Annotated in this window: 12 protein-coding genes; 5 read left to right on the top strand and 7 right to left on the bottom strand. The window is 50.7% G+C overall.

Features of this window, described 5'->3' with window-relative positions; all coding sequences use genetic code 11:
* Positions 1-22: 22 nt before the first annotated feature.
* The gene (locus DYA43_RS18605) at positions 23-940 is read right to left on the bottom strand and encodes a DMT family transporter (protein WP_061055358.1); all 918 of its coding nucleotides are present in this window, start codon (positions 938-940) and stop codon (positions 23-25) included.
* A gap of 92 nt (positions 941-1032) precedes the next feature.
* On the opposite strand from DYA43_RS18605, the gene DYA43_RS18600 reads away from it, so the two are divergent.
* Positions 1033-1929: a LysR substrate-binding domain-containing protein gene (locus DYA43_RS18600; RefSeq protein WP_061055357.1), complete on the top strand. Its 897-nt coding sequence runs from the start codon at positions 1033-1035 to the stop codon at positions 1927-1929.
* A 115-nt stretch (positions 1930-2044) separates the two neighbouring features.
* Complete coding sequence (locus DYA43_RS18595) at positions 2045-3208, top strand: GGDEF domain-containing protein (protein ID WP_061055356.1); 1164 nt, start codon at positions 2045-2047, stop codon at positions 3206-3208.
* On the opposite strand, the gene DYA43_RS18590 is transcribed toward DYA43_RS18595, so the two are convergent.
* Positions 3205-3498 carry a hypothetical protein gene (locus tag DYA43_RS18590; protein WP_020328889.1) on the bottom strand — a complete coding sequence of 98 codons (294 nt, stop codon included), beginning with the start codon at positions 3496-3498 and terminating at the stop codon, positions 3205-3207. The two genes, DYA43_RS18595 and DYA43_RS18590, sit on opposite strands and share 4 nt — an antisense overlap.
* 202 nt (positions 3499-3700) lie before the next feature.
* Here DYA43_RS18590 and DYA43_RS18585 point away from each other — a divergent pair, with 202 nt between their 5' ends.
* A complete protein-coding gene (locus DYA43_RS18585) occupies positions 3701-4549 on the top strand; it encodes a pirin family protein (protein ID WP_047460924.1) in 849 nt (282 codons plus the stop codon).
* 132 nt (positions 4550-4681) lie between these two features.
* On the opposite strand, the gene ppnP is transcribed toward DYA43_RS18585, so the two are convergent.
* Entirely contained in the window at positions 4682-4963 is a 282-nt protein-coding gene (gene ppnP / locus DYA43_RS18580) for a pyrimidine/purine nucleoside phosphorylase (protein ID WP_024375139.1), read from the bottom strand.
* Positions 4964-5451: 488 nt separating this feature from the next.
* Here ppnP and DYA43_RS18575 point away from each other — a divergent pair, with 488 nt between their 5' ends.
* Positions 5452-5892 (top strand): DUF2850 domain-containing protein, encoded by a 441-nt coding sequence (locus DYA43_RS18575; RefSeq protein ID WP_024375140.1) that lies wholly within the window; start codon positions 5452-5454, stop codon positions 5890-5892.
* A 3-nt stretch (positions 5893-5895) separates the two neighbouring features.
* Here the strand turns inward: DYA43_RS18575 and DYA43_RS18570 are convergent, their stop codons facing one another.
* Together DYA43_RS18570 and DYA43_RS18565 are read right to left on the bottom strand one after the other, a co-directional pair.
* Positions 5896-7263: a TrkH family potassium uptake protein gene (locus tag DYA43_RS18570; protein ID WP_061055355.1), complete on the bottom strand. Its 1368-nt coding sequence runs from the start codon at positions 7261-7263 to the stop codon at positions 5896-5898.
* Positions 7260-7922 (bottom strand): potassium channel family protein, encoded by a 663-nt coding sequence (locus DYA43_RS18565; protein WP_020328884.1) that lies wholly within the window; start codon positions 7920-7922, stop codon positions 7260-7262. The genes DYA43_RS18570 and DYA43_RS18565 overlap by 4 nt, the downstream gene beginning before the upstream one ends.
* 249 nt (positions 7923-8171) lie before the next feature.
* Between DYA43_RS18565 and DYA43_RS18560 the strand changes: the two genes are divergently transcribed.
* Positions 8172-9206 (top strand): mechanosensitive ion channel family protein, encoded by a 1035-nt coding sequence (locus DYA43_RS18560; protein ID WP_225869393.1) that lies wholly within the window; start codon positions 8172-8174, stop codon positions 9204-9206.
* A gap of 64 nt (positions 9207-9270) precedes the next feature.
* On the opposite strand, the gene DYA43_RS18555 is transcribed toward DYA43_RS18560, so the two are convergent.
* Both DYA43_RS18555 and DYA43_RS18550 read right to left on the bottom strand, forming a co-directional pair.
* Complete coding sequence (locus DYA43_RS18555; RefSeq protein WP_061055353.1) at positions 9271-10515, bottom strand: MDR family MFS transporter; 1245 nt, start codon at positions 10513-10515, stop codon at positions 9271-9273.
* A gap of 250 nt (positions 10516-10765) precedes the next feature.
* Complete coding sequence (locus tag DYA43_RS18550) at positions 10766-12394, bottom strand: methyl-accepting chemotaxis protein (RefSeq protein WP_061055352.1); 1629 nt, start codon at positions 12392-12394, stop codon at positions 10766-10768.
* Positions 12395-12396 lie beyond the last annotated feature (2 nt).

Below are 12396 nucleotides of genomic sequence, written 5' to 3'. Positions count from 1 at the left end.
CTCCGTAATCCCACTCAAAGCCCTACGAGGCCGAATGTAATCTGTGGCTCGCCGCGTGCCACAGCTTAGGCAGCAGGCTGGTGCTGACGGTCGCCACCACAATGAGCACAAGGCCCAACTGCTGCGCTGCGGTATAGCTGACATTGAAAAACAGCAGCTGCAACGCCGCGGAAAACAGCAGGTTGGTGAAAATCAGCGGAGCCAACTGAGACCCCGACTCTGCCAGTCGGTAGGCCTTCGCCCGAAAGACCTGAGTATTGATGACCAACAATGAGACCACGACCAGTGTTGCAATCGTGAGTAGCAGGTGACGGTCCATCGATAAGTCGAGCGCAGAATGCCAAGGCACCAGCGTCAACATCGGGAACAACATGACCGCTGCCATGGTGAAGCTCCAGACATTGATCTCGACCGAACGTAAGCTGCTTTTCGACGCTTTATAGAGGCTCAGCTGTGAACCTGCATTAAATAAGCCCGCGAACAATCCGGCCAGCAATTCCGGCCGCCACTCCATTTGCGTGACATCGCCAGACAGCATCACTACCCCCGTAAAGGTCGCGATTAATCCAACCACCGTCACCCAAGGCATCCGCACACCAAAAATCAGTTTTTCTAACAACGGAATGAACAAAGGCCCGGTACTGAACAACACCACTCCTTCCACTAACGAGAGATGCTGCAGAGAATAGATAAAACACACCTGACACGCCGCCAGACACACAGCCCGCACAGCCAGAGGCTTCAACATCGCTCGCTCCGGTATGCGAAAACGGCTGACTGCCAAAAACGCCAACAAAATCAAAGCAGGAACCGCAAAACGCAGAAAGCTTAACAGGCTGATGGGGACAACGGTGGTCAGATATTTGGTCAAAAGCCCCGTGACAGACAAACTGGCCGTCGACGACAACATGAACACTACAGGCAATAGTTTATTAGGCATACAACACTCCTTAACTTGCGCCCTATGTTACGTAAATGACAGCACAAAGAATAACGAGTAATATTGACCAAACCTGTTAGGAAAACTTACACATGCGTAAACTCATCCCACTCAAATCGCTCTACACATTTGTTGCAGTCGCCGAAACAGGCAGCATGACAGAAGCCGCCCAAGTGCTGAGTGTCAGTCATTCAGCGGTCAGCCAGGCGATAAAATCGCTGGAGAGCCAACTTAATCAGCCGCTGTTCAATCGGGTGGGTCGTTCAGTCACACTTAACAGTGCCGGACAAAAATACTACCGTAAAGTGGCCCCGGCGCTGGAACAGATTGTCGATGCCACAGAATCCATGCTGGTGTCGCACAACAGCAATCGCCTGACTCTGAATATGATCAACTCTCTGGCGCTGCACTGGTGGATCCCCCGTGTGCCGACTTTTCAGGCGTTTGCCCCCAACGTGGATATTCGTATTTCAACGTTAACGGGCGCTTTCTCACTTGAGGTAGAAGGGGTCGATGTGGCCTTAATCCACGGTTTTCAGCGGGAGTGGCAGGGGTATTACTGCGAAAAATTGGCCGATGACGAAATCGTGCTGGTCTGTCACCCTGAACTATTGAGTGAGCGCAACATGACGACGGAGCAAGTTCTTGAGTGTTATCCCGCAATTGTCGCGGCCAACCCAAGGCGCCAGAGCGACTGGTCGATTTGGTGCGAGGCCAATAAGTTGCCACAACCCAAGCAGCAAAAAAACCTGACCTTTTCCACATCGGCTCAAGCCGTGCAAGCTACGATACGAAAGCTCGGTGTGTTTGTCACTCACCGCCAGTTCGTGCGTGAAGAGATTCAACATGGTCTGCTGATGGAAATTGGCCACAGCACACTCCATCCGGAGCAAGCGTTTTACTTTGCCTGCCCGAAAGACAAGCTCAAACTGGAAAGTGTTTTACTACTGCGTAAGTGGCTAAAACAGGAGTTCAGCCAGGCTCAGTAAAGAATCTTTTGAAAACATTGAATTAGGTCACAGGCTTTTTTTCATACTTTGCTTCAGACAAAAAATTCTTAACTAGACTGTACTCGAGCGGTTTTATATCAAGGATGAGACAGTCATGAACAGTCTGGTGGGACAACAACTTAAAGAGATGGCCAAATTGGGCCGTTTGCGTAAACAAAAAGTTGTCCTGATTAGTTCTATCATCACTGCGTTAGTGCTGAGTCTGAATGGCTATCTGTTGTTGGTTGATAACCAGTTGGTGTACAGCCTGTTTAATCTGGCGTGTGCTGCTGCAGCCATCGCCAATATGATTTACAGCCGCTATCGACGCTCCGCGCATGCCGACCTCATCCTGACCAGTTTGCTGCTTACGCAAGCAATGATGCTTCTGGCACATGGTAACATTGAAGGCAGCAAACTGTTCTGGGTCTACCCGATTGTTGCCACCATCATTTTTATCAATCGTTTCCAGACAGGTCTCTTTCTGAGTATCGGTTTTTGCATGCTGTCGATATTGTCGATCTACAGCAACCGGCATGCGTCATTAGGGCCTGATACCATGGCGTCTGACTACTTTGTCATCAGCCTGATTTCGCTCACCGCAATCTGCAATACCTCAGCCTATTTCTATTCCAAAGCGGTACGCTACATTCATTTACTTTATCGAGAAGGGATTGAAGAGCTGGCCTATACCGACCAGTTGACCGGCCTTGCCAACCGCTGGAGCTTTGAAAACTGGGCGACCGCAAAACTGGCAGAGCCGCACCCTCATTCACTGATTACCGCACTGGTATTTCTCGATATCGATAACTTTAAAGCCATCAATGACAACTACGGGCATGATGTCGGCGATCGGGTGTTGAAGCATTTCGCCCAGCGACTGAAAAACAACGTGCGCCACAGTGATCGTCGAACGGAGCGCCATGACTACTCAATTGCCCGCTTTGCCGGCGATGAGTTCGTGTTGCTGCTTTATGATGTAAAGTCTTTACAAGATCTCGACAGCATCCTGCACCGCATCAGTCATCTGTTTGAGGAGCCATACAAGGAAGGAGACACGAAATTATTGAACAATCTGACCGTCAGTGCCGGGGCTGCGCTGTTTCCGCTTGATGCGGATAACTTAGAAGAGTTGACGCGCTGTGCTGACAAGGCCATGTACGCAGCGAAACATGGCGGCAAAAACCAATACCGCTACTACCACAACGTCACCACGCACCATGATGAAGAAGCCGAGCAAGAGCTCGCTCAATTCACTCCCGCGAAAAACCAAAGCTAAACATCCATATACATCAGCCACAAAGCGATGATGGCGAATACCACCAGCCAAATGGCGTAACGAGCCGTATTCGGCTTGTTCTCTTTCGGTTTGATCACAGGTCGCATCGCAGCGCGACGTGCTCGTCTCGCCACTTCAACAATCGACGGCTGTTCCTGCTCATGCAGCTCTTCACGCTTCTTCTGCGCACTGTTGGCCGCACGGGTAAAGCGCTGCAACTGGTCCAGCGTCATGTCATCATCCGGGTTGTAGCGCGGATTCTGGTCGGTGTGTTTGGGAAGCACAGCCATCGTGACCTCCTCGTCAATGAATTCATCTGGTTAAAGTATAGACCAACTCAATTAGTCCGTTAGTGGGTCACCTCGTATCTGAGTTGACCGACTGACTTTTGGTATTGTTCAAAATTCTTGAATGACTGCCTCAAATCCGCCCCCTCTTCTTTCGTCAGCACTCAACTACAATTCACTCATGTTCCACCAACGGAGAAGAACAATGAGCAAAGTAAGAGAAATTCGTCAGCTGATCCCGTCGCAAGCGACTTCTGACGGCGATGGCGTGAAAATCCGCCGCCTGGCAGGATTCAATAATGCGAGCTTCTCACCGTTTCTGATGGTGGATGAACTCAAATCCGACGAACGCAAAGACTACGTGGGTGGATTTCCTCCTCATCCGCATCGCGGTATCGAAACCCTGACCTACATGTTGCAAGGTCATTTTCAGCATCGCGATCATATGGGTAATGTGGGTGAACTGCGCAGCGGCGGCGCACAATGGATGGCGGCAGGACGTGGTGTGATCCACAGCGAAATGCCAATTATGGAAAACGGCGATTTGCACGGTTTCCAGATTTGGATCAACCAACCGGCGCGCGACAAGATGATCCCGGCCAGATATCACGACTTTCAGCCGGAAACCATCACCGAGCATCGCAGCGAAACACTCGGTCTGCTGCGTGTTCTGGCGGGCGATATTCGCGCTAACGGTGAAGCACTGCAAGGTCCGCTGACTCAAACTGGTGTCCCTGCCACCGTTGCCGATTGGCAGGCTGGCCCGGGCAGTGAGCTGACTATTGAAACCGACGAAAACCACAACATGATGCTGTACGCCTACAAAGGCAGCATCAAAGCGGGTGAACGAGTAGTCATGCAAGGCGAAATGGCATTACTGTCCAAAGGAGAGACGGTGTCTCTGGTCGCCAATAATACCAGCGGCGTGCTGATTTTCATCGGTGAACCGATCAACGAACCTGTCGTACATTACGGCCCGTTTGTGATGAACAGCATTCAGGAAATCGAACAAGCGATCAACGATTACAACGCGGGTAAGTTCGAAAGCTATTAATTGATGAGATTTGAGCCCGGATTGGGCTCATCACTGACACAAAAAGCGAATAATCCACTGCCATTCCTTTTTGTCTTTCTGCCACACTCGATGAGTGTGGCATTTTTCATTGTCGGGTTACCTAAATCGCGCTTACAGATATTCGCACAAATATGCAGTCGCAACGGCTACCTGCAGATCAAAAGAGGAATTACCTTCCACTTCAAACGCTTCACCTGAGTTGAACGTTACCCAGTCTGCATCAGTCGCGCGTTTAATGGTCAACGCACCTTTCACAACGGTCATGCGCTCTGGTGCACCTGTACCGAAGGTGTATTCGCCCGGCGCCATAACGCCGACGGTGATTTCATTACTATCCTGCTGAAAACCCAAAGACTTTACGTTGCCTTCGAAATAGCTGTTCTCTTTAATCATTGTTCTTCCTTGTCAAATTTAATGCTTGCCGAGTCGCTGCCTGCGCGAACGGACGTTCTGTTTTTAACTCAAGAGCGCGCTTTACACAAGCGATTGTCACCCCTTTGGCTGCGACTTTTACACCGACACGCCACATCACTATTGACCTCTTTGGTGCGGCATCTTCCTTCCGTTGGCAACAGCATTGATAGAAAACTCAATTTTTTGAAGCAAGATCATAATTTATTGTGGGAAATTTGCGCTCACTTTGCGCCTACTCCACTCTATGTTTCTCTATTTTTGCGATACTTTTGCAACAGATAGACGCCAACTGCTCCATGTTATTTTCGCGCGACCATTTTATGAAAAAAATAAATGGTGCCGCCGAGATAGCCTCGCCAGACGAGGTCACGCGTGCAGACACAGAGTAGCCGGGACAGGAGTAAATCACGGTGGCAACAGGGACTAAGCGAACCAAAACAGACAAGATGAGAGCGGGATCGCCCAGAATATCGAAAGCCAACATGTTCAGAATCGTCTTCTGGAGTGGTTTGTCTCTGCTCGCCTGTGCATTCGCGGCTCTGCTGCTGTTTAGCTACAAAGATTATGTCAATCCCGAACAGGTATATGGCTCCTGGATAGAAATCGGCACACCCAGTTATCAGACAGAGATCCTGACGTTCAATGAGCAAGGCGTATTTCGTAACAGTCGGCTGGTGAGTACCAACTTCGAGTACGATGGCAAAAATATTGAGGTCGAAACCGGTTTGGGTCGCATGACCTACCAAATCGCTGGTACAAGAAATTCACCGCAGTTAAAACGGGTAGAGCCCACAATACCAATTCAACGCTTCATCAAAGAAGGGTATGAAGACACGATTGAAGAGGGTGAAGGCACCGCAGGCCAAGCCAGAAGATCGGCACTCTCCGCCCACTTCAATGAGAAATAGCACTTAACCCGTCAGAACATTATCTTCCGGATATTTGAGGAGTGTCGCCTTTGGGCGAGCCAGCATGTAAGCCAGAGTGAGCGGGCCAATACGGCCGATGATCATTACGGCAATCATGATGTATTTACCCGGCTCACTCAGCTCCGCGCTTAATCCCGCACTCAGTCCCACCGTTGCAAATGCGGAGATGGTTTCAAACAACACCACTTCGAAACGCGCGTTCTCTGTCAACATCAGCAGAAACATCGCCGTCGTCAATAAGGCGCCACTTACCACAATGATGGCCAACGCTTTGGTCACTGTCGGCCAGTTAACCGTGCGATGGAACATCACCACATGATTTTTCTGCCGCAAGAAAGCCCAGGTTGCCACAAATGCCACGGTAAAGGTTGAGACTTTAATCCCGCCCCCGGTAGACGTAGAACCCGCCCCAATAAGCATCAGGATGATCATGATCAGCATCGCTGGCTGAGTCATCTGCGTGACATCGATACTGTTAAAGCCAGCGGTACGGGCGGTTGCTGATTGGAAAAAGGCCGCCAGCCACTGTTGCCAGAGCGGCAGGGATTGCATCGTCTCCGGGTTGCGATGTTCCAACACCCAAAACAGCAACGTTCCAACCAGCAGCAGACCCGGCGTGGCAATCAGCATGATTTTGGTGTGCAGGCTGAAGAAACGCCAGCCTGAGCGCCAGTGCGCCCATACATCGCCAACCACCGTAAAGCCGAGGCCGCCAAAAATAAACAGCCCCGCCAAGGTGAGCAAAATCGTCGGATCGCTGGCATAGCTCGTCATACTGTCGGAGAAGAGTGAAAAGCCCGCATTGTTAAATGCCGAGACGGCGTGGAACAGCGCGCAAAACAGTCCTTCCGCCCAGCCCAGTTGCGGCACCCAACGAAACGACAGAATGACCCAGCCAATTCCTTCTGCAATGAGAGCAAAAATGATGATGCGTTTTACCAGCCGCTGCAGGTTGACCGAACGATCCTGCCCCAGCGCATCTTTGGCTATCGCCTGTTGTTTGAGGCTCAGACGCACGCCAAACATGTACAGCAGCACCGCAGATAATGTCATCTGACCAAGGCCACCGATTTGCATCAGCAGCATCAACAGAATCTTGCCTTCAATTGTAAAATGCGTGCCGGTATCGACCACCCCAAGCCCGGTCACACTGATGGCGGACGTGGCGGTGAAGAGCGCATCGGTAAAACTGAGTCCGGTTTTTGAAAACACAGGTAACGTCAGCAGTACGGCCGCTGGAACGAGTACCGACAGAAAACTGACCAGAATGATTTTCGGTTCTGATCCGCTTTTGTTGTTCTTATCTTTATCCAGCGCGTAAAAAATGCCGCTGCGTTCGAGAGACATCATAAGGTTTTCAACTGTTTGGTGAGGGTTTGTTGGGGGCCAACGACAATCAGCATGTCACCAATTTCCATCACGGTATCGAGAGATGGCGCTTTCGTCATTTCAGGGCCACGCTTAAAGCCCAGCACCTGAACACCGTGTTCCTGGCAGATCGCCATTTCATCAATCCGCTTGCCCATCATACGTGAACCAATCACGACCTCAGTCAATGCCAACCCGCTGCCCAGTTCGATGAACTCCAGCACGCGGCGGTCGAGCATTTTTCGCGCCACGCGAATCCCCATATCCCGTTCCGGCATGATGACGTGGTCTGCACCCACTTTCTGCAGAATCTTCACGTGAAATTTATCGTTCGCTTTGACCCACACCGATTTGGCACCGGATTCCTTCACCACCAGGGTTGCGAGAATGGAAGCGTTGATGTCTTCACCAATTGCGACCATCACCATGTCGTAGTCTTTCAGTTTGAGTTCAAATACGGTTTCTTCAATGGTGCAGTTCGCCACAATTGCCTGAGTCGCGTAGTTCATTGCCGCCTTGACTTTTTCTTCGTCGATATCGACCGCCAGCACTTGCGCGCCAGCTTCTGTCAGCTCCTGACAGACCGACAGCCCAAAACGTCCCAACCCAATCACTGCAAACTGCTTGTCACGAATTTTCATTATGTTGCCTTATACGAATACTGACGTAAGGCAGAGCCTTCACTCTGCAATCTAATAGCGGGTAATGCTCCTCATTTTATAACTCAAACGCAGAGCGGATGGAAATCATCCACCGCGCCATCTATAGAGAATCCCTGCATTTTCTGCTAGTTTTAGCCACAAATTTTCATCGATAAGAATACTCATGAGCATAGACGATTTACTGATGCGCTTTCAGGCATCCCCTATTTAAAAGACTGGGACAACAGTGTGTTGTTTATCACCCTCGCCAGCTTTGTGGCCTGGGGGATCTGGCGACTCTCTTATCGCTATCTGTTCAATCTGACCGAAAAAACTAACTTTCATTGGGATGATCTGATCCTGCACGCTCTGAAAACGCCAATCAGTACCTTGATCTGGTGCTGGCCGGCAACCATCTCGCTGGGTCTGCTGCTTGATGACCATTTTCAGACCAAATTTAACTGGTTGCAAAACACCAAGAAACTGATGTTGATCACCATCTTTGTCTGGATTCTGCTGCGTCTGGTGTCTGAGGTAGAACACTACATTCTCAAGCAGCGTAAACGTGATGAGACCACAGTGCAGGCTGTATCGAAAGTGACGCGTTTAATCGTGATTATCACGGGAATGTTGTCGATCATGCAGGCATTTGGTTTGAGCCTCAAAGGGCTGCTGACATTTGGTGGTGTCGGTGGTCTGGTGGTTGGTCTGGCAGCCAAAGATCTGCTGTCGAACTTCTTTGGCGGTCTGATGATTTACTTCGATCGCCCATTCAAAGTCGGTGACTGGATTCGGTCTCCGGATCGCCAGATAGAGGGGACGGTTGAACGTATCGGCTGGCGTATGACCATTATTCGCACCTTCGATAAACGCCCGCTGTATGTACCGAACTCGGTATTCAGCAACATCGTGGTGGAGAACCCGTCACGCATGCAAAATCGTCGTATTAACGAAACCATCGGCCTGCGTTATCAGGATGCAGACAAGATGGAGACCGTGATCAACGAAGTGCGTGAAATGCTGAAAAATCACCCGGACATCGATGCACATCAAACCCTGATTGTGAATTTTAACGCCTTTGGTCCATCGTCGTTGGATTTCTTTATCTACACCTTCACGAAAACCGTCAACTGGATTCGTTATCACGAAGTGAAGCAGGATGTGCTATTGAAGATTATGGCCATCATTCAGAAAAATGGTGCCGACATTGCGTTCCCGACCCGCACGCTGATCATCGACCCGACCAGAGCCGGCGAAGTGCCTGAGCCCCCCGCGCGTCCATGATAGTTCTGAAGCGATAAATAAGAAAACCGCCAATATGGCGGTTTTCTTATTATCTATGCAGCTCTCAGTTTTGTGCTGCCACTTCACGCTGCACTGGATCTTCCTGATGTTCAGCCAGCCAGTAAAGCCAGATCATCCCCAGACACAACACGATACAGACACCAAACAACCAACTAGGATTGAGTGACTCAATCACCACACCACCCACTAATGGCGCGATAGCAAAGCCCAGTGAGTAGAGCGCCGCCGCGCCGAAGTACGAGCCGCGTAAGTGAGCAGGCGCCATCCGGTCAATCTGTACATTCAGAGTCGGGAACGCGATCACTTCACCCATGCTGAGAATAAACCCGGCAATGTACCAGCCGTAAGGCCAATCGGTCGGGGTAAACAGAAATCCAACCTGCGCCAGCATCATTAACACCATGCCGATACGGGTACGCACAAACAGCGGCACATGTTCCAGCCACTTGAGCGTCGGGAACTGAAAAATGATGATGGTCAGCGTATTGACCAGCACCAGGCTGGCGACAAGTTGCGCCGCATCCGAGACGCTGGAGCGTACAATCACCTGCGGAATTGACGACTCCATCTGCGCGTAGACAAACATCATGATGAAGTTGGCAATCATCATTTTGACGAAGATGCTGTCTTTGCTGATCACACGCAGTGTGCGGGCAAAGTTCGGCAACAGAGAAGTATCCGGTTTGACGTGATGGCCTTTGCGTTCAATCGCCATCAGCAGCCACAGTGCATAGATCAAGTAGGTGATGCCCGTGGCGATAAACAGCACCTGAGGATGCGCCAAGCCGAGAGTAATACCAATCAGCGGGCCAATCGCACCACCGAGATTGAGCAAGAAATAGCGAATGTTCATCGCCAGTTCGCGATCTTTGAGGTTGCTGAGGTTATCGCCCAACACGGCTTTCGCCGGCGCTTCAATCATCGGACGCATCAAGCCCGCCAGAATGATCAACACGTAGAAATGCCAGATCTGATTCGCCAGGCCGATACCAGTGTACGCAACTGACGCCGCCAACGCCCCCGCCACCATGACCCATTTGCGACCAAATTTGTCAGACAGGTAACCAGAATAGAGCCCGGTGACCGCACCGACAACTGCCGAACTTGCGAGCATAGTGCCCACTTCCACCGCTGTCGCGCCATAATCCTGATAGAGAAACACAATCAGAAACGGCCAGGCCATAAAGAAACTGGTGCGAGCAAACAGGGTGCCGGCCAATACCGTCCAGACTGAGAAGTTAAAGCGCTGTATCCTCTGCCATTCAAATAAACTTTCTTGTTTTTCCATACATTCTCCTAGATCCGCCTGACGTTATAATTACGCGACAACAGTCACATTTTTGGCTGTTTTATCGCCAATATAGAGAGAAAAGGTAAAGAAAGATAGCGATATTTGGCCTTTGATTCATGACGAAACGGAATAAGAAAAACGTTTAATAAAACCTAATTTATACAGTTAGTTAGATCATCTTCTCTGCAAATAAAAAGCCGCACAATACAGCGTATTGCACGGCTCTGAATGTTTATTTCCAGAATATTTACAGTGTAAAGAAGGAAAGCTGCTCTTTCTGCTTTTCTGCTAAGCGAGACAGTTCGTTACTCGCGCTGGCGCTCTGGCTGATACCCGTCACGTTCTGCTGCACCAGCTCCGACATATTGACCACGTTGCGGTTGATGTCTTGTGTAACCTGAGACTGCTCTTCAGCGGCGGTCGCAACCTGAGCGTTGGTGTCGTTGATTGCCGATACCGATTCCGTGATGCCAATCAGAGCATCGTTGGCTCGCTGCGCCAGTTCGTTGTTGCGATTAAGCATCTCTAGGCTGGTTTGCATGCTTTCATTGGCCAGCACCGACTGACTTTGCAGCTCTTCGATGATGGACTGAATCTCTTCGGTTGATGCCTGAGTACGGGCTGCCAGCATGCGTACCTCATCCGCCACCACTGCAAAACCACGGCCTGATTCGCCTGCGCGCGCCGCTTCAATTGCCGCATTCAGCGCCAACAGGTTGGTTTGGTCAGACACACCGCGAATCACTTCGATGACATTGCTGATTTGTTCAGACTGCTCTTTGAGGCGTTGCACCACTTGAGCCGCATCGTTGAGCGCCACAGACATCTGCTCGCTTGCCTGTCCGCTTTCCATAAAGATAGACAGACCCGATTGCGCCAGACCGTCTGCTTCACGCGCCGTCGCATCGGCTGACGTCGCGTTATCACTGACGTTATTGGCTGTGCTCGCCAGCTCGTTCACCGCCGACGCCACCTGCTCGATTTCCATCAGCTCTTGCTGCGCGTTGCTTTCTGCCTGAGTCATCACCGCTGCCAGCTCCGTCGCCGCCGAAGCCACATCTTCACTGATGCGCGTCAGTTGATCGACCGTCGCGTGTAACTGCTCTGCGGTTTGGTTAACGTCTTTGTTCAGGCGCGCAATTTCGTTATCGCCGCTCGCATCAGCACGCACTGACAGATCGCCTAGCGCCAGTTTACGCATCACCGCTTGCAGACGTTGAATCGGCGCCACGATTTTACCCGACAGCAACCAAGCCGCACCGAGTGAAACCACAAGCACAGACAGTGCCGTCCACATTGCATTTTGCATCACTGCTGCGCTGTCTTTGGCGCTCTGTTCCATCGATTGGGTAGCGTAGTGGTTCACTTTCTGCGACAGGTCATTGATCGATTCCACCATGTGGTTACCGACTTCGCGATATTGTGTCACAAAGCGTTGATAATCCTGCTCGGTCACTAAACCTGCATCACGACGAGTGAAAAATTCCACCGCTCGCTCGGACATATCGACATATTCGACGATGTTCTGCTGAACGTGTTCGATTTCTTCGTCGTACAGCTTTTGCTTCTGCATCTCTTCCAGCGTTTGATCAACCACTTTCAGGCCGGTTTTCAGCTCGCGCAGGAACACTTCGCGGCGCGCCGGATCGTAAATCGCGTATACCGCGCTGATGCGTAATGGATAGATAGTGTCATCAACACGTGCCAGCGTATCTTTGTACTGCACCAGCGCGTGTGTATTGTTCGCAACGGCGTGCTGTTCGTGAATCAGATTGGATTTGGTCACCCAAAGTGCGATCAGCAGGGCCACCGTGAGAAAAGCGACAGGCAGTAAAACCTGAACTCTTATTGATATGTTTTTCAATGAAAACTGCATGC

The sequence above is a fragment of the Vibrio fluvialis genome, from assembly GCF_900460245.1.
GTDB lineage: Bacteria > Pseudomonadota > Gammaproteobacteria > Enterobacterales > Vibrionaceae > Vibrio > Vibrio fluvialis.
The sequence above is the reverse complement of the archived record's forward strand: the minus strand, read 5'-3'. Positions and strand labels throughout refer to the sequence as shown.